This window comes from Paenibacillus sp. FSL H7-0942 (assembly GCF_045040715.1).
Taxonomy (GTDB): Bacteria; Bacillota; Bacilli; order Paenibacillales; family Paenibacillaceae; genus Paenibacillus; species Paenibacillus amylolyticus.
In genome coordinates, this window is the sequence record NZ_CP150279.1 from 5387728 (window position 1) to 5413494 (window position 25767).

General features: G+C 46.7%; 24 protein-coding genes. 4 read left to right on the top strand and 20 right to left on the bottom strand.

The annotated features are described in order from the left end of the window. Positions 1-37: 37 nt before the first annotated feature. A complete protein-coding gene (locus tag MHI48_RS23715; protein ID WP_076329169.1) occupies positions 38-1441 on the bottom strand; it encodes a polysaccharide deacetylase family protein in 1404 nt (467 codons plus the stop codon). 174 nt (positions 1442-1615) lie between these two features. Between MHI48_RS23715 and MHI48_RS23720 the strand changes: the two genes are divergently transcribed. Continuing rightward, complete coding sequence (locus MHI48_RS23720; protein ID WP_076252941.1) at positions 1616-2812, top strand: AI-2E family transporter; 1197 nt, start codon at positions 1616-1618, stop codon at positions 2810-2812. Here the strand turns inward: MHI48_RS23720 and MHI48_RS23725 are convergent. From MHI48_RS23725 to cymR, 15 genes are all read right to left on the bottom strand, one after another. Further along, positions 2791-4602 carry a penicillin-binding protein 2 gene (locus MHI48_RS23725; RefSeq protein ID WP_076329170.1) on the bottom strand — a complete coding sequence of 604 codons (1812 nt, stop codon included), beginning with the start codon at positions 4600-4602 and terminating at the stop codon, positions 2791-2793. The genes MHI48_RS23720 and MHI48_RS23725 overlap by 22 nt on opposite strands. Before the next feature lie 122 nt (positions 4603-4724). Beyond that, a complete protein-coding gene (locus MHI48_RS23730) occupies positions 4725-7013 on the bottom strand; it encodes a methyl-accepting chemotaxis protein (protein ID WP_076329171.1) in 2289 nt (762 codons plus the stop codon). Positions 7014-7247: 234 nt separating this feature from the next. Then, complete coding sequence (locus tag MHI48_RS23735; RefSeq protein WP_076252944.1) at positions 7248-8576, bottom strand: U32 family peptidase; 1329 nt, start codon at positions 8574-8576, stop codon at positions 7248-7250. A gap of 17 nt (positions 8577-8593) precedes the next feature. Further along, the gene (locus MHI48_RS23740; protein WP_047844065.1) at positions 8594-9523 is read right to left on the bottom strand and encodes a peptidase U32 family protein; all 930 of its coding nucleotides are present in this window, start codon (positions 9521-9523) and stop codon (positions 8594-8596) included. Between the two features lie 14 nt (positions 9524-9537). Further along, a complete protein-coding gene (gene mltG / locus MHI48_RS23745) occupies positions 9538-10578 on the bottom strand; it encodes an endolytic transglycosylase MltG (RefSeq protein WP_243391439.1) in 1041 nt (346 codons plus the stop codon). 76 nt (positions 10579-10654) lie between these two features. Continuing rightward, positions 10655-10969, bottom strand: coding sequence for a DUF1292 domain-containing protein (locus tag MHI48_RS23750; protein WP_047844066.1), 315 nt, complete (start codon positions 10967-10969; stop codon positions 10655-10657). Next, complete coding sequence (locus MHI48_RS23755; RefSeq protein ID WP_017686820.1) at positions 10970-11269, bottom strand: DUF1292 domain-containing protein; 300 nt, start codon at positions 11267-11269, stop codon at positions 10970-10972. It lies immediately after the preceding gene. A gap of 12 nt (positions 11270-11281) precedes the next feature. Then, complete coding sequence (gene ruvX / locus MHI48_RS23760) at positions 11282-11698, bottom strand: Holliday junction resolvase RuvX (RefSeq protein ID WP_036616953.1); 417 nt, start codon at positions 11696-11698, stop codon at positions 11282-11284. Between the two features lie 128 nt (positions 11699-11826). Then, positions 11827-12087, bottom strand: a complete 261-nt coding sequence (locus tag MHI48_RS23765) for an IreB family regulatory phosphoprotein (RefSeq protein WP_036616950.1) — start codon at positions 12085-12087, stop codon at positions 11827-11829. Positions 12088-12329: 242 nt separating this feature from the next. Then, the gene (gene alaS / locus MHI48_RS23770) at positions 12330-14960 is read right to left on the bottom strand and encodes an alanine--tRNA ligase (RefSeq protein WP_076329172.1); all 2631 of its coding nucleotides are present in this window, start codon (positions 14958-14960) and stop codon (positions 12330-12332) included. Between the two features lie 435 nt (positions 14961-15395). Continuing rightward, entirely contained in the window at positions 15396-16463 is a 1068-nt protein-coding gene (locus MHI48_RS23775) for an AI-2E family transporter (protein ID WP_036674522.1), read from the bottom strand. A gap of 295 nt (positions 16464-16758) precedes the next feature. Continuing rightward, entirely contained in the window at positions 16759-16968 is a 210-nt protein-coding gene (locus MHI48_RS23780) for a hypothetical protein (protein ID WP_017686815.1), read from the bottom strand. Positions 16969-16978: 10 nt separating this feature from the next. After that, positions 16979-17500, bottom strand: a complete 522-nt coding sequence (locus MHI48_RS23785) for a PRC-barrel domain-containing protein (RefSeq protein WP_017686814.1) — start codon at positions 17498-17500, stop codon at positions 16979-16981. Between the two features lie 164 nt (positions 17501-17664). Further along, positions 17665-18816: a cysteine desulfurase family protein gene (locus MHI48_RS23790; RefSeq protein ID WP_076329173.1), complete on the bottom strand. Its 1152-nt coding sequence runs from the start codon at positions 18814-18816 to the stop codon at positions 17665-17667. Positions 18817-18928: 112 nt separating this feature from the next. Further along, on the bottom strand, positions 18929-19348 hold the full coding sequence (gene cymR, locus MHI48_RS23795) for a cysteine metabolism transcriptional regulator CymR (protein WP_017686811.1): 420 nt from the start codon (positions 19346-19348) through the stop codon (positions 18929-18931). Between the two features lie 321 nt (positions 19349-19669). Between cymR and mnmA the strand changes: the two genes are divergently transcribed. Then, positions 19670-20794, top strand: a complete 1125-nt coding sequence (gene mnmA, locus MHI48_RS23800; protein WP_047844071.1) for a tRNA 2-thiouridine(34) synthase MnmA — start codon at positions 19670-19672, stop codon at positions 20792-20794. A gap of 131 nt (positions 20795-20925) precedes the next feature. On the opposite strand, the gene crcB is transcribed toward mnmA, so the two are convergent. From crcB to MHI48_RS23820, 4 genes are read right to left on the bottom strand one after another with little or no spacing between them, the layout of a single operon-like run. Further along, the gene (crcB, locus tag MHI48_RS23805) at positions 20926-21285 is read right to left on the bottom strand and encodes a fluoride efflux transporter CrcB (RefSeq protein ID WP_076329174.1); all 360 of its coding nucleotides are present in this window, start codon (positions 21283-21285) and stop codon (positions 20926-20928) included. Beyond that, positions 21282-21683, bottom strand: coding sequence for a CrcB family protein (locus MHI48_RS23810; RefSeq protein WP_076329175.1), 402 nt, complete (start codon positions 21681-21683; stop codon positions 21282-21284). The genes crcB and MHI48_RS23810 overlap by 4 nt, the downstream gene beginning before the upstream one ends. 33 nt (positions 21684-21716) lie before the next feature. After that, positions 21717-23024 (bottom strand): replication-associated recombination protein A, encoded by a 1308-nt coding sequence (locus tag MHI48_RS23815; protein ID WP_036616934.1) that lies wholly within the window; start codon positions 23022-23024, stop codon positions 21717-21719. A gap of 42 nt (positions 23025-23066) precedes the next feature. After that, positions 23067-23957 (bottom strand): LysR family transcriptional regulator, encoded by an 891-nt coding sequence (locus MHI48_RS23820; protein ID WP_047844075.1) that lies wholly within the window; start codon positions 23955-23957, stop codon positions 23067-23069. A gap of 136 nt (positions 23958-24093) precedes the next feature. Here MHI48_RS23820 and MHI48_RS23825 point away from each other — a divergent pair, with 136 nt between their 5' ends. Together MHI48_RS23825 and MHI48_RS23830 are read left to right on the top strand one after the other, a co-directional pair. Further along, on the top strand, positions 24094-24837 hold the full coding sequence (locus MHI48_RS23825; RefSeq protein WP_076329176.1) for an SDR family NAD(P)-dependent oxidoreductase: 744 nt from the start codon (positions 24094-24096) through the stop codon (positions 24835-24837). Then, positions 24834-25736, top strand: a complete 903-nt coding sequence (locus MHI48_RS23830) for a DMT family transporter (protein WP_076329177.1) — start codon at positions 24834-24836, stop codon at positions 25734-25736. Before MHI48_RS23825 ends, MHI48_RS23830 begins: the two co-directional genes overlap by 4 nt. The last annotated feature ends 31 nt before the right edge of the window (positions 25737-25767 follow it).

Genomic DNA, 25767 nt, shown 5'->3' on the forward strand with positions numbered 1-25767 from the left:
AACCCTTTTCTTTTGCTGGTAAGTGTGATCAGTCCGTTTAGTTCCGCTCTGGCAGTATCTCTTGTTCAATTAACAACGATTCATCTCTGGATTCTTCTACCGTTGCTGCCACCTGCATCGTATGTTGACCGTAACGTTCCAATAATAGATCCAGCGGCATGGCAATCATCTTGGGTACCAGTTGTTCAGTACGCTGTTTCAAACGTTTGGTTCCTGCCGGGTGGATTACACTTAACAGCAGCTTCAAGTATACTTTGGATGCAGCACTGAACGGTCCAGGAGGCAATTCTTGTATGGTAAATCCGAATTTTTCTGGGCCTCTGTTAATCATACTCACACCGTATATCGCCTTGGCAGAGCGTAACTCAGGTTCGAGTGCCACCATGCGTGCCAAATCCGGCAATTGCTGTTCCATCGTCCGAATCATGCGAATAGCCAAATGCATACTGGAACGTGACGTCACTCCAAGTTCAAACAATTTCTGATTGTCAAAATGTAGTTCTATTACCGGATCTCCATTTTGAATGACATGGCCATCATTCATCTCCACCCGTGCTCCGTGATATACACGTGATCTGAAGTGTAGCATTGGGTCCTCTGGCGAAGCCGTCCGTAGATGATATACCCAGTGGAACAACTTCTCCCAGCCCAGCCATAAGGCAACAACGATTCGTTTCCATAGCTTCAGTGGTGTCTGTAATTGCGTTTTGTTCTGAGATTCGCTCACTATGATACCTCCCATCAACGTATCAACGCGTACGCTTTGCAGGCCTAGCCGTTCAGCTTCCTGTAATACGACTTCCAGCGCCTGAAGCATCTGCTCCGGCGCGTGTGCATCAGCACCAAGGGTCGTTCCTCGATCATGCAGCAGCATGACCTCTCCGCCTCTCAGTTCCTTCAGCATCCGTTCAGTCAATCTCTGGGCACCTACTCGGCTTCTCCAATCTTCAAACATGGAAGACCACAGTACAATCTTTCGTTCTTTCTTGCTGAAAAAATCAAACAAATTCATAATCCCCCACGGTGGACGATAATAACAAGTCTTCACGCCGGTTACTTCATGAATAATCTGACCTGTTCGCTGAATCTGATCGCGAACGGTACGTGGCCGCATGAGCCAGTTCGTCTTGTGAATATAATTATGAATGCCAATAAGATGACCTTCCTCATGTATGCGCTGTATGAGTTCAGGATGACTCGCTGCATGTTCTCCAACGACAAAAAATGTGGCTTTTGCTTGATGCTGACGAAGCAGATCGAGCAGTCTTGGCGTATAATGTGGATCTGGTCCATCGTCAAACGTTAATGCAAATTGTGTATCACTTCTTCCCCGTCGAAATACACGAAAACCAAAAAGCCTACTGATCAAACTTGGAATAAAGGCGTAAAAAGATGAAAGATACAATAACCACAGTAAAATACTATGAAGTATCGTTGTCATGTTGCAAGCTCCCCACTTCTCCTGCCGAATTACGGTGCACTATGGCACTATCAAAAATAAACCGCCTTTAATTTTATCATAGTTCAGACTTTTCTTGAATCCTGTTTTCCCAAAAAGATAGCTATCGTGTACAATAAATACAATCTATTTATTGCCATCAAAGGAGCCATGTCCATGCTACCGCTTTACAAAAAATACGGGCGAACTGTCTTTGACATCGCATTGCTCGTATTAACCGTGTATGTGATCATGTACGGTTTCAGTCAATTATACCATGTGGCTGCACCGGTCTTTCTATCATTCATTGTGTATTGGATGATTGAACCGCTGGCCAAATTTTTACATCGCAAAGGATTGCCCAAGACGCTTGGAGCCGCCATCTCCGTCTTGTTGTTTCTTGCATTGATTGTCGCTGCCTTTTTTGGGGTAGGCCTGATTATCATTTCACAAATTTCCAATCTTCAAGATAATTTTCCCGTATACATTGAAATGATACAACGTGAATTCACCAATCTGGTGTTATTCATTCAGGACAAGTCAGACGCTCTCCCTGATGGAGTTATGGAAAAAGCGAATGATTATTTTGCAACACTGACCGGGTTCCTGTCCAAATGGGTAACTAGCGGAGCGCAATTCGTCGTAGGTTTCCTCAGTTCATTCTCTTCGTTTATTACGAACTTCGGAATTGCGATTATTCTGGCATTTTTCCTCAGTATCGAGATTGAATCCTGGCGCAAGTTCGCCCGTGCGAAAACGCCCAAAACATTAAAGTTAGCTATTGAATTCATGCGTAATCACGTGTTCAAGACAATCCGCTCGTATCTGAAGGCACAGATGATCATGATGCTCATTACGTTTGTATTGATTTATGCAGGTTTGTTGATTTTGGGAACCTCTAACGCCTTTACCATCGCAGCAGTCTGTGCGGTTTTTGATCTGGTACCCTTGCTTGGCGTTCCTGTTGTGTTTATTCCATGGATCGTCTACTTATTCATTATTGGCAATAGTAGCCTGGCGATTGGCCTGATTGTGATTCTGGCAGTAACGATGCTGACACGGCAGTTGCTGGAACCAAAAATATCGGGTAACTCGATTGGTGTATCCTCGGCGTACTTGATGCTTTCGTTTATGCTGATCTCCCTTTCGATCTTTGGCCTGGCTGGTGTAGTGTTATCTCCAGTGCTTCTGATCCTTCTGAAAGAACTGTTACAACAAGGATACTTGCAAAAGTGGATTCACCTGCCAAAAGATGAATTTGAATCCTCTCCATTGGTCATGGACCCACCCGTTAGTAAGGCTTCAGCGAATTCTGCCGAGTCTACTGTACAACGTACCGTTCCTGCGAAGGATCATGAGGACTCCGCCAGATAGTCCATCACCTTCCTGAAGAGAGCCGTCGCCTGATGTTGGCTGTCAGGAGAGACATTTTGGACAAGAACAGCTACAGCATATTTGGGTTGTTCGACCGGTCCATAACCAATGAACCATTGATTGTTGCGCTTCTCTCCATGTTTCTGTACTTGAGCTGTACCTGATTTCCCTGCAACATGCCACCGTGCACGCTGCAGGGATTTTCCTGTTCCCTCACGGACTACCTTATTCATCCAGGATAACAGTTTATGCGCTGTTGCGGGAGCAATCTGTCCTGATGCTGAAGGTGAATCATGCAAGGGCATCTCCAGCATGGTGCCACCATCCGCATATCGAATGCGCTTAACGAGACGTGGGGCACTAACTTTTCCATCATGTAACAGTGTAACGATCAGATTGGCAGCTTGCAGCGGCGTGACCAAGACATCGCGCTGGCCGATTGCTGTCTGTATTTTCGCACCTTCATCAGCAGAAGAAACAGCCTCTGTTCTCACACGCCCGTGATCCTCATGATCAAAGTGTCGTAACACAGGCATTCCTGCCATCTGCTTCCCCTCCCAGCCAATCGGACGCGCGAGTCCCAGACGATCAGCCGTGTTCTCCAGTTGTTCCATACTCAGCCTGCGCGCCGTTTCCGCAAATACGATGTTGCAAGACTCAGCGAATCCTTGCTCCAGATTCAGGTCTCCATGCCCATGCTCCTTCCAGCAAGACAACCCGTATCTTCCGTACTCACCACCGCAATGGAATTCTTCTCCGTTAGAAACCGCATGATACTCCAAAGCAGCAGCCGCAGTGACAATTTTGAAAATGGAACCCGGTACGGCTCCCTGTACTGCACGATTCCCCCAGGCCGATTGCTTGGGGTCCACATGTTGTGGCTGATAGAAAGGACGGGAGATCATGGCGCGAACATCTGCGTTAGCAGCATCTAACACAACAATGGCCCCTTCTTGTAATCCAGATTCTTGCGTCAACTCCTCCAACCCACGCTGTAACTCAGCATCCACTGTGGTTTCTACACGTAAAGGATAATGGCTATTGGCCGGTGCAATGACGTGCGGCTGAATATCAGGGATAATCTCCCCACCACCCGAAACCATGCGTGATACAAGCGTAGGACCAATTCCCCTTAAAAGGGGTTCAAGTGTCCTCTCCAGTCCAGCTGCTCCTGATTTCATGGCAAATGGCTGTTTCACTTCATCCTGATGCCCAGTCAGAATTTTGGAGGACTCAGGCTGTTCAGCCAGATAACCCATCCACTGCATTCCTGTATGCCCCTGAAGGTACCTTGTCATCATCGGATAGATGCCCGCTCCTTGCAGGTGCAAACTACGTAGGCGCTCCACCTGAGCAGCGGTCAAATGAACAGGCTGATGTGTACCTGCTGTCCAAAAATGAGGTATACTTTCCTGATTCCATTCCTTCTTCAATTGATCCGGATCGGTATGTAATATAGCTGCCAACTTTATCATCTCGGAGCCTTCTAATGCCCCATCCTTGCGTAATTTCTCTAATGGACTTGCCTTTGGAAAAAGAACCAGTCCCCATTGCAGCTTACCGGTCAACGCCTCACCCTTGTAATCCGTAAATTGTCCCCGCCCCGGGTCAAGTATCACCCCGCGTTCACGCTGCAATACAGACATTTCACGTACCGTTCGGTGAAATCCAGGCATCGTCTGATTCACCTGAACGATCTGAACCCATCCCAATCGTAATATAAGCAATCCAAAGACAAGAGTTAGAAGAATACAAGTTATATAGATTCGCCGTTTCGCAAGGAGATGCATCCCAATCTCACCTTTTGTCGTTTTGACATATTATTGCTGATATGGCTTGGAATTATCCGGTAAACAAAAAGAAAACCTGTCCCATGTGCGGGACAGGTTCTCCTCATTTCAACCTTGGCTTGTTACACCGTAAAGCGTGACAAAGTTTCTTTCAGTTCAGTAGAAACATTCTCCAGTTTGCCAGACAGATTGACCAGCTGGTTACTGATATTTTGCTGTTCACTGCTCAAGGAAGCTACTTCTTGGGACGTTGCAGAAGATTCTTCAGCTACAGCGCTGACATTGCTCATGGCTTCAGACAACGTACCTTGAGATTTGTTCAAATCTCCAATAGAACCTGTCACCATGCCCAGACGTTCCACAAAGGCACCCATCTGTTCCTGTACGGAAGCAAAGATGACGTTGGTGTCTTTAACCGCATCCATCTGTTCTTTGAATAACGGATAGGCTGCCGACAAAGCATCCACGGTCTCATTCATTTCAGTCATGATTTTGTCTGTAATCTCTCCAACCATCTCAATGGATTGTCTGGATTGAGCCGCGAGCTGACGAACCTCATCAGCAACCACCATGAATCCGCGTCCGGCTGCACCGGCACGTGCTGCTTCAATGGTTGCATTCAAGGAAAGGATATTTGTCTGTTTCGTTATGTTTTGCAGCACTTCAAGCACTTTCAGAACAGAGGAAGTGCTCTCTTTCAGCGAATCAACCTTATTCACCAGTGCACCAATCATTTCTTCTGTCTTCTGGGTTTTGGTCATCAACTGATTCAGATGTTGTGTTCCTGTCTGACTGGACTTCTCTACATGACGAGCAGAATCACCCATCTGTTCATTAGCAGCGATTACACTCTGCATCTGACGAGAGATATTGTCAGTTAATTCATTGCCACGTTCCGCTTCGGTTGCCAAACTGCCTGCACCGCCTGCGATCTCTTCTGTAGCTACAGCAATCTCCGAAGCAGACACAGCCGTTTTCTTGGATGCACTGCTCAGCTCAGTGGCCGTATCCAATACTTCCTGTGCAGAACGATTGGTTTGTTCAACCAGCTTAGTGATCTGCTCCATCATCAGATTGAAGGCGGTCGAGAGCTGACCAATTTCATCTTGGGAGCTATATGGTGTACGAACTTTAAGATTACCTTTCGCACCTTCCTGCATCAGGTCTTTCAATTTGCCGAGTGGACGAGCGATCATACGCACCATCCAGATCCCGATCAATACTGCAATCCCCGCATCAATCAGCGCCATCCACAGGGTCAGAGTCAGAATGCCTTTTGCGTCCTGAACCAAAACAGAGGTAGGTATCATACCAACCAGTTTCCAACTGGATGTATCCATCGTACTGTATACAGCCAGCATTTCCGTAGATTTGCCATCTACCGTATACTCCGTATTTGTACTACCTGCTGGTTCGGTCAACTCTTTGACAAATGCAAGCTCTGTTTCTTGTCCTGTACGATCCGAGATGGAGGATGCAACCACTTTATTATCCGGAGCAATTAGTTGAAGAATAGCTCCTGGCCCAAGATCAAGCGATTTCAATTGTTCCTCCAAAACTTCCAGTTTCAGTTCAATAACCAGAACATACGACTGAGTCGTCCCCTGCAAGTTTTTCATGGAACGTGCAATTTTAAACGTTGGCGTTGAGCCATCTTCTTTGACCTCTGTTGGAAGCCAGCGATAACCGCCCGCCTCAATTAACTCACTGTACCATGCTTCCTGGCGAATGCTGCCCATGGATGAACTGTTGCTGCCGGTACCCATAATGGACTTTGTATCGTCCGTAGGTACCAAATAAATCGCTTCCATAGATTTATTTGTAAATGCAACATTGGACAGTTGCTTGTTGATTGAACTTGAGTTCACGAATGTATCATACGCAGTCAAATTCGTATCTGACATTTTTTGTAGCAAGGACTGCATTTCCGGATCAAAGAAAATCTGTGTGGATGTATCCACAAACCTCTCCAAAATAATGTCCATTTTTTGTTTGGTCTGATCAATGGTCTCCTGATTGGCACGCGAGGCATTTTTCTCTATCGTACCTTTCGCCTTCGAATAGGATAATAGACCTAAACTTACTACAAAAATCATAATTCCCGCAAAAAAGATTAAAAACAGTTTAACCCCTACGGATTTAACCGGATTTGCCTTCTTAATCTGTTGGAAAGAAGACCCTCCAAGGTTTTTCCAATCCCGGTTTTTAAATTGTTTCTTCACCCAATCAGTCTTGATCCAGCCCAGCTTCAATTTACTACGGTCAAACTTAAGTAATTTTTTCCCATTCCCTGTAATTTTACTTTTACCTACTTTTTCTTTCTTCACTTTCTGAACCTGCTCAGGGTTAACCTGCTCGGATTTTATCACTTGCTCCCCACTGTCTTTCTGCTTCTTTTGAACCATTCCCATTCACCTGCCAGTTATTTACTTGTTGGATTTTTCTTTCTCTCCCCTATAAATATGTAGTATTCGACAGCTTTCTTCGTTCCCCTTTCACTTTCCAGAAATATTTTACAACTTTATTCCTATTTTTCTATAAAAAAAAGACCCCCATCTGCCGATAAACGGAGGTCCCCATGTAAATTTCATAACACTATGTTGTTAAATCATAATACAATATTGACACATTGTAGGTATTTGAGCCTACTTCTTTTTTCTCATCATATCGAAGTACGAAACCGGTTGATCTACCTTCATTTTAATCAGTTGCAACGGGTGACGAGCAGCATCTAGAACATTGCCTTCTTCATCCTGTATTTCACCGACGACCTGTTTGAAAAAGTGACCTCCCGGACCGAAAAATTCGATTTCCTGTCCTGGTTTGAAGTGATTGCGCTGTTGAATGGTTGCCATTCCTGTTTCAGCATCATACCCCATGACCAATCCAGCAAAGTCAAAAGGTACGGCCTTTTCTTCCGGTTCATAGATATGATCTTCATGGTCTGGTGTATCATAGAAAAATCCGGTATTCAGCGGGCGATTTGCCGCTTTGTTCATTTCTTCAACCCATTCAGGTTTCAGAACATAATTTTCCGGGTCCGCCATATAGGCATCAATAGCTTGACGGTAGACGTTAACCACAGTTGCCACGTAGTGGATCGATTTCATACGTCCTTCGATCTTGAAACTGTCCACACCCACATCAATCAACTCGGGAATATGGCCAATCATGCACAGATCCTTAGATCCCATGGAGAATGAATTATCTTGTTCCTGGAAAAGGGGAAGCTGGTTCTCACCTAGTTTGAATGGCGCAGGGGCCTTCATCTGCATGTCCTCTTCGCTGACCCACACCGTATCTTCTCTCGCATCCTCAAACAGATCATACTTCCAGCGACAAGATTGGCAACAGCCGCCGCGGTTGGAGTCCCGATCCGTAAAGTGATTGGAGAGCACACAACGTCCGGAATACGAGGAGCACATCGCCCCGTGAATAAAGGCTTCAATTTCGATATCCACATTGGCCTTGATCTCTTCGATCTCTTCAAAGCTGGTCTCACGTCCGAGAACAACACGTGGAAGTCCTTCATCTTTCCAGAACTTCACGGCTTGCCAGTTAAGTGTGGATTGTTGAGTACTTAGATGTACCTCAAGACCTGGCACAGCACGAAGGGCTACTTCAATGATAGCCGGATCGGCTACGATGATCGCAGAGATCCCCGCATTATAGAGGTTTTGCAGGTACGTTTCGATACCCTCAACATCCTCATTATGTGCATAGATGTTCGTCGCTACGAACACTTTGGCTCCATACTTTTTGGCAAACTCCACACCTTCACGCATCTCTTCAAAGCTAAAGTTATCCGCGTTGGAACGCAGTCCATAGGCCTGTCCACCGATATATACGGCATCTGCACCATAATGGATTGCAAATTTCAGTTTTTCCAGATTACCCGCCGGAGCTAGCAGCTCCGGTTTGTCCAGACGGTTACGTTTCCCCGAGAACTTCCGCTGTACCGCCACTGTTTCCATTCTGTTCACCTCGTCTATTAATACACTTGTTCTTTATAGAAAAATCCAAACGACAATTCACGTTCAGGGTCCTGTAACTTCCGCACCTCAGCGAGCCACTCTTCAGAGAACGCATATGCATCAGCATCGGCTACATAACTGTCAATCGCTGTCCGATATGCACGTACAACAGCTTCATTGTAGGTGAGTGATTTTAACATACCTTCAATTTTGAAACTGTGCACACCCGCCTCCATCAACAGATGAAGATCTTCGAGGATACATATATCCTCTGAGCTCATAATGTGTGTACCGTTAATATCCTCGTAGATCGGGAATTTCTCATCCCGACGTTCAGCCTCGATCAGGAACAATCCCCGCTCTTTCCCCAGATGTCCCTCAACCGGCCGCCCTTGATGAGCCATGTAACTTTGTACCAGACTGCGCTTGGAATGATAAATATTCGTCATGCCATGCACCTGAACCTGAGCTTCCACCTTCAAAAAAGGAACCATTTCCGTCAACTCGTCCATATTCAACTCTCGGGCAAGTACAACTCGACTAGCTCCCTTGGTTCCCCAATAGTTAGCCGTCGCATAGTTCGTTGAAGTCATCTCCGCATTCCAGTGCAGCTTCACATGTGGAGCGTATTCCTTCATGGTAGCCAGCACGGATGGATCATTAAACTCCACACCATCAATACCGATTCTGCCAAGTGCTTGAACATATTCAGGCAATTCTTTCAACAGTTCGTTGGACATCAGATTAGTCATGGATACATACACACGCGCCTGATGTTTGGCTGCAATGGCAACCACCTCTGCTGTCTCTTCCACGCTAAAGTTGCCTGGAAGACGCATGCCGAATCGATCATCTCCAATGACCAGAGCATCTGCTCCAGCCTGGAGCAGCACTTCTGCCTCTTTCACATTCGCTGCTGTAACGAGCAGTTCATGTTTCTTACTCATATAATCCCCTCCGCTTATTGCGCAGCCTTACTTTTGGCTATATTTTGCTGGTGTTCCTTATACGTTTTGGCAAATAGATGTCCAGACGAGCCATCCTTTTTTGTCACATAGAACAGATACTCCGAAGCTTCCGGATTTAGCGCTGCCTCAATGGACGGAAGACTTGGACTGGCAATTGGACCGGGTGGCAAGCCTTTGTTCAGATACGTATTATAGGGACTTTTCACCTTTAGATCCTTGAAAAACAATCGTTCCTTCGGTCTGTCGAGCAGATATTGCACGGTAGCATCAATCTCCAGCTTCATATCCTGATTGATCCGATTGTAGATTACACCTGCAACCAGAGCACGTTCCTCGTCCACTACAACTTCTTTCTCCACGAGTGACGCGATCGTCAGCAGTTCATGTAGGGAAAGGTTCTTTTCCTGGAGCTTGGCTTCCAAATCAGGAATGGAATTAATCTTGGTCTGGAATTCTTCCAGCATCCGTTGCATCACATCATGCGTGGAACTTCCCTTTTTCAGCTCATACGTCTCCGGGAATAGATACCCTTCCAATACGTAGCGAAGTTCTTCATCCACTGGAATGTCTTTGATGATATCTACATCAAAGGCCGAAGGATCATTGGCCAGCTTGATGAATTCATCCCGATCTACAACATGCTCATAAGAAAGCTTACCCGCCATTTGCAGAACGTTATAACCCTCCGGAATCGTAAATTTCACCATTTCTTCCGGTACAACTTCACCACTACTCAGCTTGCTAACAATCTCATCATATGTCACGCCAGGATTCATTGAATATGTACCCGCCATGAAATTAGAACCTAGTTTCTTCCACTTTAAATACCCTTTGAAGGTTAACCCGCTTCGGATAAGGCCTTCTTCTTGAAGCTGATCCGCGATTTTCGAAGTTCCCGATCCGCTCTTAATCTCGAATACGACCGGTTCTGTAGAAGCTTCCACAGGACGCATCATACTCCACACGTAACCGCCTGCGCCTCCGACAAGAACTACAATGATAAGCAGTATGACTACAATTGCTTTCCCTTTCAAAAAAGAAACAACTCCTTTACACAACCAAAAAGAGCGGACTTCTCCGCCCTCCCGGTTTCTTCAATTTGAAGCTGATTTAATCTTCGTCAATGGGGAGTGTACACTCATCATACAGTTCCGAGATGTTCTCCCACTCATCGTCATCGTCGATCGTAACTAACTCTGGCATGATCTGGTCTTCACTTCCAGGTGATACCCGCAGAAGTTCAACCTCGTCATAAGGTCGCAACGAACTGCGGAGCACCGCGTACTGCTGACCGTTCACTTCGAACTCAGCCAACAAGTCATACGGTTGTGATTTACCGTTCTCTTCCTCGAGCTCAACATGAGCACCGAATGCCAGACGCAGTGAATCTGTCCATTTCAGGTCTTTGCGGCTATATTCCGTCATTTAGTTCGCTTCCTCTTCATCTTCAGCAAGAAATGTATTAAACGTCTCCTCGACGATATCCCATTCGGCATCATCTTGGATGACGAAAAGTTTAATATCGTCGCCCTCTTCTTCATAACGGAATGCATATACATCCGTTTCGCCATCTTCAGGTTCAACCGGAGCAACCATCATGTACTTGGCCTCCGAACCATCTACTTCAAACTTCATGATGACTTCAAATTCCTCTTCATTACCCTCGTCATCCGCAATGTAAATAATTTCCGCTTCTTCTTCCATACCCAGTTGATCTTCAGCCATTGTTGATCCCCCTCACCTTCTACTATTGGCATCCAAATAATTTTGCAAAATCAAGCTTGCGGCCATTTTGTCCACAACCTGCTTGCGTTTTTTCCGACTGACATCCGCTTCAATCAGCGTACGTTCTGCTGCCATGGTTGTCAGCCGTTCATCCCAAAGGTGAACAGGTAAATTCAGTTCATCCCGCAGGCGATCGGCAAAAGCAATGCATATCTCACCGCGCGGTCCTACGGTGCCGTTCATGTTTTTGGGAAGTCCGACTACGATCTCACTAATCTCATGCTCACGCACAAGTTCGGCAATCCGAGCGAACTCGCCTTCATCACGGCGGCGTTCTAGCACTTCCAATCCCTGGGCAGTCCAACCGAAGGCGTCACTCGCGGCAACTCCGATTCTTCGGTCCCCATAGTCCAAACCTAATATTTTCATCCATGCTCTCCCATCCTGGGGCCTGCTCAGGTCGATTACGAATAATCGCCTTCTCAAGCTTCAGGCTGTCTTCTGTCGGTTCATTTCCCGCTGCCTGCAAGGCTGCAACACAGCGGAAGCGGCGTACATTACCGGTGATTGGCCAGATAGGAACGTACAAGCTCTTCAATCAGCTCATCGCGCTCCTTTTTACGGACCAGACTACGTGCGTTGTTGTGACGAGGAATGTATGCCGGGTCTCCGGAAATCAGATACCCAACAATCTGGTTAATCGGATTATACTCCTTATCGACCAATGCATCATATACCGTGAGAAGAATCTCTTTGGATGATGCTTCCTGTTCGTCACCTTTCACATTAAATTTAACCGTCTTATCCATGGAGTCCATTGATGACACCTCGCTCCTGCATGAACATGGGGACCATGTCCTGCCGAATTGATTTCTGTTTATATAATAACATATTCTGACTGCCACAAGTAAACAAAGGATAAGGCAATTGTGTTTTTTGCTTGTCCTTTACTGGCTTCAGCATATTGCATCATTCGATTCCACACGCTCTCGGGTACAAAAAATAAACGAACAGAACCATTTCGATTTATTTTTTGACGATTGAAAGCCGTTCAATGGATTTATGCATTATGCCCGCTAACCAGCGAAACCGCCAGTTTCAGCGCTTCATCCAGCTTGGTCGCATCCTTACCTCCGGCTTGCGCCATATCTGGACGTCCACCGCCACCGCCGCCGCATACTGCTGCGACTTCTTTGACGATTTTGCCTGCGTGTAATCCTTGTTTCACTTGTTCAGCAGGTACTGCTACAACAAAATTCACTTTGCCGTCCGCTGGAGCACCCAATACGAGTACCGCGTTAGGCAATTTTACTTTCAACTCATCTGCCACTGTACGCAGCGCATCCATGTTCGGAGCATCTACGCGTGCTGCCAGCAATTGTGTATTTCCTGCTTGTACCACTTGATCGGTCAATTGACCCGCTTCCATGGCACTGAGCTTGCTTTGCAGGGATTCAGTCTCTCTGGCTGCTTCTTTCAGTTGTTGGTTCAGACCTTCAATCCGTTTAGGTACATCAGCCACATTTGCTTTGAGCAGTGCTGCTGATTGTTTAAGCAGTTCCAACTGGCTTTCCACATACAGATATGCGCCGCGACCAGTTACAGCTTCGATCCGGCGTACGCCGGAGCCAATTCCGCTCTCGCTCACCAGTTTGAAGATTCCAATCTCTGAAGTATTATTTACGTGACAGCCGCCACAAAGTTCCAAACTGTAGTCTCCGACTTGAACAACACGTACAATATCTCCATATTTTTCGCCAAACAGGGCCATTGCACCCATTTCTTTAGCTTCATCAATAGCTTTCAGCTCGATGTTCACGTTCAGACGATTCCAGATCTGTTCATTCACCTGACGTTCAATCTCTGTCAACTCTTCCGGCGTAATACTACCGAAGTGAGAGAAGTCAAACCGCAGACGCTGTGGCTCTACGAGCGATCCTGCCTGGTTTACGTGTGTTCCGAGCACATCTTTGAGTGCCTTGTGCAGCAAGTGGGTAGCCGTATGGTTTTTGATAATGTCGCCACGTTTCGCTGAGTCTACTTCGGCATTAATCACATCGCCTACACGCAGTTCACCAGACTCCACATTCACCAGATGTACATGTTGTCCAAGTGGAGCTTTGAATAAACCTTGTACTTTCGCTGATACACCAGCACCTCGCAGCAAGCCCTGATCACTCACTTGACCGCCACTTTCCGCGTAGAACGGAGTCTTGTCCAGAACAACCTGACACGTCTGTCCTTCGCCTACAGATTCAACAAGGGCATCACCGGCTACGATGGCTACCACTTTTGCTTCCGTCAACAGGTCAGTATAACCAACAAACTCGCTTTTAACCTCCAGATCAGCAAGTGGTCCGCCTTGAACTTTCATGCTCTCGTTCTCTTGACGCCCAGCACGTCCAAGCTCACGTTGTTTCTGCATGGAAGCATCAAATCCTTCTCGGTCCACAGTCAGACCATGCTCTGCTGCATAATCTTCTGTCAGGTCAAACGGGAAACCGTACGTATCATACAGCTTGAAAGCTTCAGGTCCGCTAATAACGGTGCGTCCTTCGGATTTGGCTGTGCCGCTGATATCAGCCAGAATAGCCAGACCATCTGTTAGTGTTTCGTGGAAACGCTCTTCCTCGGTTTTGATTACTTTGGCGATGAACTCCTGTTTGTCTACTACCTCAGGGTAGTACATGCCCATCACTTCACCAACGGTTGTTGTCAATTCATACAGGAATGGACGGTCAAGTCCAAGCACTTTTCCATAACGAACTGCACGGCGAAGCAAGCGACGGATGACATATCCACGTCCTTCATTACTTGGCAGAACGCCATCACCTACTGCAAAAGCAACCGTACGGATATGATCGGCAATGACTTTCAATGCAACATCAATCTCTACGCTGTCGTTATATTTCACACCCGCAAGAGCGGCTGTTCTTTGAATCATCGGTTGGAACAGGTCTGTGTCGAAGTTGGAATCCACATTTTGCAGAATGGAAGCAAAACGCTCCAAACCTGCACCTGTATCAATGTTTTTGTTAGGAAGCGGTGTGTAGCTGCCGTCCTTGTTATGGTTGAACTGGGAGAATACCAGATTCCATACTTCCAGGTAACGTTCGTTTTCCCCACCTGGATACATTTCAGGATCGCTCATGTCGTTTCCGTAAGCTTCGCCGCGGTCATAGAAGATCTCGGTACAAGGTCCACATGGGCCTTCGCCGATATCCCAGAAGTTTTCATCCAATTTAATGATACGCTCAGCAGGCAGTCCTACTTTTTCGTTCCACAGTTTGAAAGCTTCTTCATCTTCCGGATATACCGTTACGGAAAGACGTTCCGGATCGAATCCGATCCACTCTTTGCTGGTCAAGAATTCCCAAGCCCATGTTACGGTCTCTTCCTTGAAGTAATCTCCAATAGAGAAGTTGCCGAGCATTTCGAAGAACGTATGGTGACGACGCGTTTTACCAACATTCTCAATATCATTGGTACGGATACATTTTTGGGAGTTCGCTAGACGCGGGTTCTCCGGCTTCTCACGTCCGTCAAAATATGGTTTGAGCGGTGCCATACCTGCATTGATCCACAGAAGGGAAGGATCGTTGTGAGGTACGAGCGATGCGCTTGGCTCGATTTTGTGACCTTTACTTGCAAAAAACTCTATCCATTTGGACCGGATTTCACTGGCTTTCATACTGGATGCCCCCATTAAATTATAATAGTCCGTTGCGTATTCGCTCCGGTTGGTCAACATTGTTTTTGTAAAAATAAACACAAAAAACGCCCCTGAATAATCAGGGACGATGTTATCGCGGTACCACCCTGGTTATTGCTGTTCATCCCTTGCTGCCCGGACAAACAAACAATCTCCTCGTTCATGCGAAATAACGGTCGCTCCCGGCAGGGTTGTCCTGCACTCCGAAATTAGCTTTCCGCCGCTTCATCTTTCAAGACTCTTCCAGCCATCAGTTCAGGCTCACCCTGATCCGATGAAGTCTATTCTCTGAGGAAAGGAACCCTCGGCGTACTTTATTTCATCATCGATTTCATGTTCTCAACATACACACTCATTATATCGGTAGCACAAGCGGGTGTCAACGCGGCCTCGTTGATGTTTTAACCCTGCTATTTAGTCGGTCCTTCGTTTGATGTAATAGGCGAAAAAGTGTTGCACAATCACCTTCAGCACGGCAAAAACGGGTACTGCCAAAATTAAACCTACAATGCCTGCCAGTTCACCTCCGACGAGCAGTGCAAATATAATCGAAAGTGGATGCAGATGCAACGTACGTCCCACCACCTGAGGAGAAATAACATTACTCTCCAACACCTGGCACAGTGTGTTCACAATGACAACAAGTAGTACCATTTTAAACGATACAGTTGATGCCATGACCACAGCAGGAGCAGCTCCAAGGAACGGCCCCAAGTAGGGCACAATGTTAAACACAGCTACAATGCTTGCAAGTAGCAGGGCATACGGCATATCAATGATGATATAACCAATGTAGGCAAAGATACCAACAATGACACAGACAATAAACTGTCCCCGAATGTAGTTCCCCAGTGCAGTATCGATCTCTTTCATCACCGAGACAATCGCTTTACGACGTGAACGCGGCAGATACGCCACAATGGTGCGCTCAAATACCTCAAAGTCTTTTAACATATAAAAGATCAGAAATGGCACGATAAACACATTGAATAACACATTAATGGTCGCCCCGATATTGTCCATGAGCACAGTAATTCCCTGAGTTAGTCGATCCTCCATCTGAAAAAACCAACTGTTCATGCCTGTTCGCACACTTGGCGGCATTAATTTGTGATCCATATTGTTCATCAGGCTCTGGGCACGCATGGACAGTTCCGGCATATGCTCGTTGAGTTCCCCTAGCTGTTCAATCAATACCGGAATGACATTCATCAGAATGACACCGAGGCAGGTCAGGAAAAAGGCATATATGAGTAGTACCGCAATCGTACGCGGCACCTTGCGCCCTCCCAGCATGCTGACAATCGGATTAAGTACATAGGATATGATAAGGGCTACGATAAAGGGTGCCAGCACTGTTTTCAGGAACACATATATGTGAAGCAGTAAAGGCCGCAGCAGCCAGATAAAATATAAAATGATCAATCCGAGCAGCAGCCAGATCGCGTAACGGAACAGCTTGTTTTTGGTTAATTGCTCCACTTGCATCTCTCCTTTTGGACTGGCTCTGAGAGTCAGTATATGTAGGAAAGGTAATATTTATTAACCCAGCGCAAAAGTGGAAAGGAGTAATCCGAACATTTTTTCTTAAACCAAAAAAAACGCCTCCTTCATCAGAAAAGGAAGCGCATTTTGCAGTACGGGTTAGCATATAATCAACCATACACCAGCCGAACCACTATGTAACCGCATCTATATACATCTGCCAACAATTAACGACAGCCTCCCATGACAGACATTGTCATGAAACCGCATATAGAGGAAGTTATTCTGCTTATTAAGAAGAAGCGTGAAGATGAGGGAAGTCTTGTGGCAGCTCGTCCCCGAAAAACAGATCATCCAGGGAACTCAGCGTACCGTCTTCTTCCACCTGATATACAGACATTTTCTCACCGTTCACCGTTAATTCGATAAAGCATCCCCAGCAATAAAACTGGTGGGAACCAATTTTCCCGATATCTTTGGAACTACAGTTTGGACATTTCATATTCATTCACCTATCCATTAACAGAATGAATGGCATTTTCCAAGCGTTGTTCACTCAGAGACGGCACCATAATGGCACTTTCCCCGATGGACATATCGCTTGTACATGGCAGCCATTTGCGGCCCTCGATCAGATCGGACACAAAACCGTCCGTAATTTCAATCCCTATTATTGTATTTCCCAACTCTTGGTCAAAATAAACATCGGAGACACGCCCGAGCAGCAAACCTTCTTCGGTGAGCACGGACATCTCCTTCAATTTAGACCGACCGAGGAGGTACGTGTATTTTATGTCGTCGGCTCCCGTCTTGCGGACAGCCTGTTGATTACGGATCATGACGGCATCTTCGCCGTAGGCAACGATATCTTGCCACTGCACGATTTTGACATGATTGGTAAACAGACCTTTGTTCTCAAGCTCAATGCCTTCGATCTCCCAATCATCATTCACAATGAAATCCTGGATTTTACCGACCTGCTTCCCGTCCTCAACATCAAAAACGGCAAGTCCGATCATTTCCTGAAGCTTCATCGCTGGGTCCCCCTCATCTTCTTATCATTAAATAGGCGCGGCGCTATTGCTAGGTATGCCCAAAGTTGATGAGTGGCAATCAGACGCCGTTCATCAAAACCGCTTCTATCCAACCGATGAAATGGAACTTCTTCCCTCCTTCTGTTCCATGTGTAAAGTTCCCCTTAGGGTCTATTACGCAGTCGTCCAAGAATGGTTCCAATTTTTTCGGCGGTTATCATGATTTCTTCCGTAGTATTACCCAATCCCCAGCTAAATCGAATCGCAGAGTGTAAAAATGTTTCAGGCAGTTTCATCGCTTTGAGCACATGAGAGACTTCAAGTGAACCGGAAGTGCAGGCAGAACCGCTTGCAACAGCAATCCCTTCCATATCCAGATTCATTAACATCGTCTCTGTGGACACTTCCGGAAAGCTGATATTCAGGATGTTTGGCAGCGTATGCTCCAGGTGTCCATTCACGTGAAAGTGCTCCGTCCCCACATGAATTTCAAGCTGTTCCAACAAAAGTTTACGCAATTCCAAATCATGCTGGCGATGCGCCTCCGTCTGTGCTGATGCAATCTTGAGAGCCTCTGCAAATCCGGTAATACCTGCGATATTTTCCGTACCAGCGCGACGCTGACGCTCTTGCAACCCACCGTGAGCTCTTGCTTCCAGCACAATTCCTCGCCGTACATAGAGTGCACCCACGCCCTGAGGTCCGTTGATTTTATGCGCAGAGAAGCTGATCAGATCCACAGGCAGATCCTTACAGGAAATATTCTGACTGCCCAGAGCCTGAACTGCATCGGTATGGAAAAGGATATTATGCTGACGGGCAAGCTCACCCACCTCGCGGATCGGCTGAATCGTGCCTACTTCATTGTTGGCATACATCATGGTGATTAACACCGTATCCGGTCGAATGGCCTCTCGCAACTCATCCAGATTTATTCGTCCATGACGATCCACAGATAGATAGGTTACTTCATAACCTTGCCGCTCCAATTCCTGACACGTATGCAAGACAGCGTGGTGCTCAATTGCGGTTGTAATGACGTGTTTCCCCTTATCCTGCCTGGATGAGACTGCTCCAAAGATTGCCAGATTGTCGCTCTCCGTGCCGCCTCCGGTGAATACCAATTCGTCCGGGAAACAGCCCAAAGACGCCGCAATGACATCCCTTGCTCCGCTGACAGTCCGTTTGGCCTCACGCCCAAAGGCATGGATACTTGATGCATTGCCAAATTGTCCTGTCATGACGTTCATCATCGCTTCTGCGACTTGTGGATGCATAGGTGTCGATGCGGCGTGATCCAAATAAATTCGTTTCATTTATCTTCACCCCGTTATATGTTAAATTATCTTATTTTTCTGTTATGGCATGGATAAAGCCCCCAAATGGGGGCTCAAGTATGTTACCATGTCATGCTCATCGCAGTCATTGTTAAATGTAAAACATGTAGCTGTCTTTTTTGTCCTGATCCTGGAAGGTAATCAGGTCTTTCAGTGTTGTGGAATCCAATACTTCCGCAATCCCGTCACGAATACGCAACCACAGATCACGCTTCGCTGGATCATCTTCCTCCGTGAAGTCTACTGGAGAGATTGGCCCTTCCAGTACACGGATTACATCGCCTGCAGTCACGGTTGCAGGATCACCCGCAAGGATATAACCGCCGTAAGCACCTCTAATGCTTTTCACCAGTCCTGCATTACGCAGTGGAGCAATCAGTTGCTCCAAGTAATGCTCCGAGAGCTGGTTGCGCTCAGCAATGCTTTTAAGTGATGTAGGGCCTTCGCCTATTCTGGCAGCAAGCTCCATCATGATTGTGAGGCCGTAACGGCCTTTTGTCGATATTTTCAAAGGAGTCACCTCTTTCAATTTTCAGAAACGATTGGAAACTTTATATTTAATCCTATGGTCCATGACCGTCTGTTTCACGATCTGTCCACAGCGGAGATGCATTGAGATTAGCATAAACCTTCTAATCCTCCGTATTCCGATCATAACCCTCAGCTAATGTTAACATATCTGCATGCTTTATGGAAAAGAAAGATTGACGATATTCCAAAATGTGCGTCTGTGGTGGACACTATCCAAAATTGGCCGGGTGTATCGTATCTTGAGTCCGGTTATGCTAGAATAAGAAACGAAACACATTTATATATAGAAATGGTGATAACGATGTCCAAAACAATTGAAAATACACGGGTCGTCGTTGGCATGTCCGGAGGTGTCGATTCTTCCGTTACCGCACTGCTGCTGAAAGAGCAAGGGTACGATGTCATCGGCATTTTCATGAAAAACTGGGATGACACCGACGAGTTCGGCCACTGTACCGCTGAAGAAGATTCAGAGGATGTACGCCGCGTATGTGAACAGATCGGCATTCCTTACTACACTGTCAACTTCGAGAAAGAATATTTTGATAAAGTATTTACCTATTTCCTTGATGAATATAAGTCGGGTCGCACGCCAAATCCGGATGTCATGTGTAATCGTGAGATCAAATTTGGTGAATTCCTGAACAAAGCTCTGGATCTCGGCGCAGATTATGTAGCTACAGGACACTATGCTCGCCTGATTGAAGAAGATGGCACACTCAAGTTGCTTCGTGGTGTGGACAACAATAAGGATCAGACCTATTTCCTTAACGCACTCAATCAGAACCAGCTGTCCAAAGCCATGTTCCCGATTGGTCATCTGCCCAAACCGGAAGTACGCAAAATCGCAGAAGCGGCTGGTTTGTATACCGCCAAGAAAAAAGACAGCACAGGTGTCTGCTTCATCGGTGAGCGTAATTTCAAAGAGTTCCTGAGTAACTATCTGCCTGCCAAAGGCGGAGACATGGTTGATATCGCAACCGGTGAAGTCAAAGGTCGCCACGACGGTCTGATGTACTACACACTTGGACAGCGCCAAGGTCTTGGCATTGGTGGTTCCGGCAATGGTGAACCCTGGTTCGTTGCAGACAAGAATCTGGAGGAGAATCAACTGCTTGTTGTTCAGGGCGATGCCCATGCAAGCCTGTACTCCACAGGTCTAACCGCAACGGGTGTGAACTGGATTGCTGGTGCAGAGCACATGCCTAATGTACCATACCGTTGTACTGCCAAGTTCCGCTATCGTCAGCCGGATCAAGGTGTAACATTGACCTGGCAAGAAGATGGAAGTGTGGATGTACAATTTGACCAGCAGCAAAAAGCCATTACGCCAGGACAAGCCGTTGTTTTCTACGACGGAGAGGTTTGCCTGGGTGGGGGTACGATCGATCAGGTGCAAAAAGTACCTGTACCCGCAATGCAATAATAGAGCTTGTCCATTAAAATGCGGATTATACACAATACCGTGTATCCCTATAAAAAAAGCCGTCTTTCATGTATACCATGAAGGATGGCTTTTTTCCTGCTTATTTTTGCAAAAAAATAAAAAATAGTTCGTTATGCAGTCAACCAGACTCCTGCCCAGGCGGCCAACACCCCAACTAGAACCGAACTGACAACGTAGAGTGCCCCGCTTGCATATCGTTGTCGACTCATAAGTCCTAACGTCTCATAACCAAAGGTAGAGAACGTGGTGTACGCACCGCAAAATCCGGTTCCCCAAATCACCCAGATTCCATCTGAGATCATTGCAGATTGGTGCCACCCGTATAACAACCCAAGCAGCAGTGAACCACTGATGTTGATAATCCATGTTCCCCACGGAAAAGCCGCTCCCAGCAAGCCAGAGACCCATTTTCCCAGACTGTAACGCAGTACCGCACCCAGCACACCTGCAAAACCAATCCACAGGATCATGAGGCATCACCCTCTTGTTTTTGTGCTCCCAACATACGATGTCCAAGGCTCATTCCCAGCGCACAGAGCAACAATCCTGCCAACAGACTCACGATCATATAAATAGCGGCACTGATCCATTCGCCCCCTTCGGATAAACGAACAATATCCAGTGTAAACGTGGAGAATGTCGTAAATGCGCCAGTAAAACCTGTACCAATCGCCAGTCGAAGTTGTGGTGTTATTTTGCCTGGAACAGCTATGGTAAAGAACCAACCCAAAAAAAGGCTGCCCATCGCATTGATTAACAGCACTGCCCATGGGAACCCCCCATGGACAGTTGGTATCGCTAACTGTATAGCATATCGGGTTAATGTGCCGAGAAATCCACCCGCCCCTATATACAAAAGCTCTTTCATGTTGTGTGCATCTCCCGAGTAATCTGACTGATCTTATAGATCTCTGCGCCGCTGTTGGTTCAGCCTGATCTTCGATTCGTTACCCTGCTCCGTTGCCTCATAGAATACTCTCCGTGAGAGCTGCTTTGGCAAATATTCTTGTTTCACGTAATGCCCCGGATAGTTGTGTGGATATTGATAACCCTCATGTCCAAGCTTCACGGCACCCGAGTAATGCGTATCTCGCAAGTGAAGCGGAACTTCTGCCGATTTTACCTCATCAATCGCGTTCATGGCTTTGGAAATGGCGGTGTACACCGCATTGGATTTTGGACTTTCGACCGCGAACAAAATCGCTTGTGCAATGTTCAGCTTGGCTTCGGGCCAGCCGTTATTCCGGTACGCATCAAGTGCTCCAATCGCCTGAGTCATGGCTTGCGGGTTCGCAAGTCCAATATCTTCACTGCTTGCTGCAATCAGGCGCCGAATGAAGGTCATCGGGTCCATGCCGAGCTTCTCCACCGCGTATAGAAACCAGAACAGCGCCGCATCACTGGAACCCCGAATACTCTTGTGAAATGCAGACAGCACATCATACTGGGTGGATTCATCCGCCTTCACAATGGGGCGTCGAATAGACTCTTCAGCCACACCAAGCGTAATATGAATGGACCCATCCTTCTCCGGTGGCGTGGTCAAAGCAGCCAGTTCAAGCGCATTAAGCGCACGCCGAATATCCCCGTTGGCCATCGTAGCAATATGTTCAAGCGCCTCATCGTCCGCCTGCAGCTCCATGAACCCCAGACCTTTGTCCGCATCACTCAATGCTCTGCGCATTGCAATTAGGGAATGATCCTTATTTAGCGATTCTAGCTGGAACAGGGTGGAACGGCTCATCAAGGCTCCATTGACATAATGAAAGGGATTCTCTGTTGTTGCGCCGATAAAAATAATCGTGCCCTTCTCTACCGCTGGCAATAGCGCATCCTGACGTGAACTGTTAAATCGATGTACCTCGTCGAGGAACAAAATGGTTTTGGTTCCATACAGCTGTTTGTTCGTTTGGGCCTGTTCGATGACTTCACGCACATCCTTGACGGAAGCTTCCACTGCATTCAGACGTACGAACTGTCCTTGCGTTTGCTGGGAAATAATATGTGCCAAGGTTGTCTTGCCACATCCCGGAGGGCCGTATAACAAGATGGACGAAATCTGATCAGCCTCGATGGCGCGCCGGAGTAATTTCCCCGGTCCAATAATATGTTCCTGTCCAATATATTCATCCAGATGCTCTGGCCGCAAGCGGTCCGCGAGCAGTCTAGCTTGTGGTTTTGAGTCCTGTTGAAACGAAAATAAATCCATTGCTCATCACTTCCTTAACGGATTGCCTTGCCTTGCATACAATTATACTTCTGATGGTTCTCCACTCTCTATCATATCATACTCTCGCGGTAACATAGCCATAAATGCATGAAGCGCACTGCTGACAAAGGCATCCTTGCGAGTAATAAAATGAGTCATCATGCGATTCATACCTACGGGGAGTGTATGCGTGCGCAATAATCCATTTTTGATCTGATGCCTAATCACAATCTCTGGTAATAAGGAAATTCCCATACCGGACGTAACTCCACTAATAATCGCTTCAAGGGTTCCGAATTCCATAATTACTGGACGGGTAACACCACCCACCTCTAACCATTCCTCCAAAACCTGACGATAGGAACACCCCATGCTGTAGACAAGAATAGGTTTACTCTTTAGATCTTCATCCGTAGGACCCATACCAGAATAGACAACAAATAGTTCCTCATCAAATACGGGAATAGAAACGATATCAGGATGATCACAGGGACAGCCTATAAATGCTCCCTCCAATTCATACCCAATAACCTGATCCATAAGCATCTGCGAATTGCCAGTAACCAGTGACAAGGAGACATCTGGATACTGTTTATAATATCTGACGAAAAGTTCAGGTAGTCGCACGGCCGCTGCAGTTTGTGTAGACCCTATTCGCATTGGACCCGATGGTGTGCTCGTCGCCCGAAGTGCCTTGGAAGCATCATTCAGCAAACCAATAATTTTATCTGCGTAGGTCAGCAACATTTCTCCGGCTGGAGATAACGTCATACCTCGGTTATGACGAATGAACAACGTTGTACCTACTTCTGCTTCCAGATGCCGGATTCGTGCCGTTACGTTGGATTGAACATACCCCAGTTTAGAAGCAGCTTTGGTCAGATTCCCTTCCTGTGCAACACACTGAAATATTCTAAGATCCCCGCTCTCCATGGTCCCCCCACTCTGACATCATTCAAAATGATATCCGCTTCATTACCAATCATTATACTTCATGTGTAAACCGGACTACAATTCATGTAGATCCCAAACCAGTCATCTGACTGGATGATGATAAGGAGTGTTCAGCATGACATACTGGAAAAATAGAGTTGCTCTGATCACAGGTGGTGGAACAGGTATAGGACGTGCTGTAAGTGAGTTGCTCGCTGAACGCGGAGCCTTGGTCGCTGTCAACTATTCCCGCTCACAAGATGCAGCAAACGAGACTGTTCAACACATTTTGGATACGGGAGGCCATGCATTCGCCGTTCAAGCTAATGTTGCCAATGATCTTGATGTCCGGCGGATGGTCACTACAATAACTGAAACCTATGGCCCGATCACTTCACTTGTAAATAACGCTGGAATCACGCACCATATCCCCATGCACGATCTGGAGTCTGTTACAGATGACGTCTGGAATGAGCTGCTTGATGTGAATGTGAAAGGCATGTTTCATTGCGCTCGTGCAGTGACGGAAGGCATGAGACAGGCTGGCGGTGGTTCTATCGTGAATTTGGGCAGCATCGCAGGCAGTACGGGCTCGGGTTCCTCCCTCCCTTACGCCGTCTCCAAAGCGGCCGTTCACGGTCTAACTTTATCACTTGCGCACGCACTCTCACCACACATTCGGGTGAATGCCGTCGTCCCTGGCGCAGTTGCTACAAGGTGGTGGGCTGGAAACGAGGAGCGAATGTATCGTCTCGGCGGAGAAGTGTTATTACAGCATATTGCCTCACCTGAAGATATCGCACACATGATCTGTGCTGCGCTGGAACAGCAATCTATGACCGGGCAGCTAATTACTATAGATAGCGGACAGACGTTATGAGCTCCATTCATGATAAAGATACCCGGATCATCAAACCATTGAAATATACACTATTGATCATTTTGACAACGCTAATCATGGGTACTTCTTTTCCAGTTGGCAAGATCGGCATGTTATATGCCCCACCTTTCCTGCTCATGGGCATACGTTATATACTGGCAGGTGGCTTGATGGCCTTGTTCCTTCGTAAACGTCCTTTGCCTACTGGATGGCAGTCTTGGTTGAAAATAATCCTCATTGGCCTGTTCCAATCCGCAGGAGTGATGGGCTGCGCCTACTACAGCATGAACTGGATTACATCCGGTGAATCCGCCATTATTACGTTTACCAATCCGCTGCTGGTCATTATCCTCAGTGCTCTTTTATATAGAGTGACCTACCGTTTCAGTCAGTGGATCGGTGTTATACTCGGTTTCATCGGGATAATGTTAACTTTTGGATGGCAGATGAGCTTTAGTCCTGGAACCTGGATTGGATTTGGTGGTGCGATCTCCTTTGCCGTGTCCACATTGCTCATCAAACGCTGGGGCAATGGCTACGATACTTTTGTCTTAACAGCCTATCAGATGCTTGCTGGAGGTGCTGCGTTGCTTCTGCTGAGCGTATGGACTGAACAGCCTCACTTTACGATCAATACCACCTCGGTTATGGCGCTGCTCTGGTTAACGCTTGTTTGCTCCATCATTCAGTTCTCACTCTGGTTTTATCTGCTGCAGAATAGTGACCCAGCCCAGACCAGTTCGTATCTGTTTCTGGCACCGTTCTTTGGTGTATTATCGAGTTGGATTTTACTAGGAGAACACGTTCAGTGGTTTGCATTAGCAGGCGGTTTATTTATTGGTATTGGCATATTCCTGGTGAACCGTCGCTCATCCAGAATGAGAAATAGCGTAACATAAACTTGAACTCCCCCATCGTTCTTCCTTGGAA

Excerpts from the sequence above, each read along its gene's own strand:
- MHI48_RS23825 (WP_076329176.1), top strand. The coding sequence starts at position 24,094 with ATGACATACTGGAAAAATAGAGTTGCTCTGATCACAGGTGGTGGAACA.
- MHI48_RS23715 (WP_076329169.1), bottom strand. The coding sequence starts at position 1,441 with ATGACAACGATACTTCATAGTATTTTACTGTGGTTATTGTATCTTTCA.
- MHI48_RS23725 (WP_076329170.1), bottom strand. The coding sequence starts at position 4,602 with ATGCATCTCCTTGCGAAACGGCGAATCTATATAACTTGTATTCTTCTA.
- MHI48_RS23735 (WP_076252944.1), bottom strand. The coding sequence starts at position 8,576 with ATGGAAACAGTGGCGGTACAGCGGAAGTTCTCGGGGAAACGTAACCGT.
- mnmA (WP_047844071.1), top strand. The coding sequence starts at position 19,670 with ATGTCCAAAACAATTGAAAATACACGGGTCGTCGTTGGCATGTCCGGA.
- MHI48_RS23790 (WP_076329173.1), bottom strand. The coding sequence starts at position 18,816 with ATGAAACGAATTTATTTGGATCACGCCGCATCGACACCTATGCATCCA.
- MHI48_RS23785 (WP_017686814.1), bottom strand. The coding sequence starts at position 17,500 with ATGAAGCTTCAGGAAATGATCGGACTTGCCGTTTTTGATGTTGAGGAC.
- crcB (WP_076329174.1), bottom strand. The coding sequence starts at position 21,285 with ATGATCCTGTGGATTGGTTTTGCAGGTGTGCTGGGTGCGGTACTGCGT.
- MHI48_RS23810 (WP_076329175.1), bottom strand. The coding sequence starts at position 21,683 with ATGAAAGAGCTTTTGTATATAGGGGCGGGTGGATTTCTCGGCACATTA.
- alaS (WP_076329172.1), bottom strand. The coding sequence starts at position 14,960 with ATGAAAGCCAGTGAAATCCGGTCCAAATGGATAGAGTTTTTTGCAAGT.
- MHI48_RS23740 (WP_047844065.1), bottom strand. The coding sequence starts at position 9,523 with ATGAGTAAGAAACATGAACTGCTCGTTACAGCAGCGAATGTGAAAGAG.
- MHI48_RS23755 (WP_017686820.1), bottom strand. The coding sequence starts at position 11,269 with ATGGCTGAAGATCAACTGGGTATGGAAGAAGAAGCGGAAATTATTTAC.
- MHI48_RS23815 (WP_036616934.1), bottom strand. The coding sequence starts at position 23,024 with ATGGATTTATTTTCGTTTCAACAGGACTCAAAACCACAAGCTAGACTG.
- ruvX (WP_036616953.1), bottom strand. The coding sequence starts at position 11,698 with ATGAAAATATTAGGTTTGGACTATGGGGACCGAAGAATCGGAGTTGCC.
- MHI48_RS23820 (WP_047844075.1), bottom strand. The coding sequence starts at position 23,957 with ATGGAGAGCGGGGATCTTAGAATATTTCAGTGTGTTGCACAGGAAGGG.
- MHI48_RS23830 (WP_076329177.1), top strand. The coding sequence starts at position 24,834 with ATGAGCTCCATTCATGATAAAGATACCCGGATCATCAAACCATTGAAA.
- MHI48_RS23750 (WP_047844066.1), bottom strand. The coding sequence starts at position 10,969 with ATGACGGAATATAGCCGCAAAGACCTGAAATGGACAGATTCACTGCGT.
- MHI48_RS23730 (WP_076329171.1), bottom strand. The coding sequence starts at position 7,013 with ATGGGAATGGTTCAAAAGAAGCAGAAAGACAGTGGGGAGCAAGTGATA.
- MHI48_RS23720 (WP_076252941.1), top strand. The coding sequence starts at position 1,616 with ATGCTACCGCTTTACAAAAAATACGGGCGAACTGTCTTTGACATCGCA.
- MHI48_RS23780 (WP_017686815.1), bottom strand. The coding sequence starts at position 16,968 with ATGAAATGTCCAAACTGTAGTTCCAAAGATATCGGGAAAATTGGTTCC.
- MHI48_RS23765 (WP_036616950.1), bottom strand. The coding sequence starts at position 12,087 with ATGGACTCCATGGATAAGACGGTTAAATTTAATGTGAAAGGTGACGAA.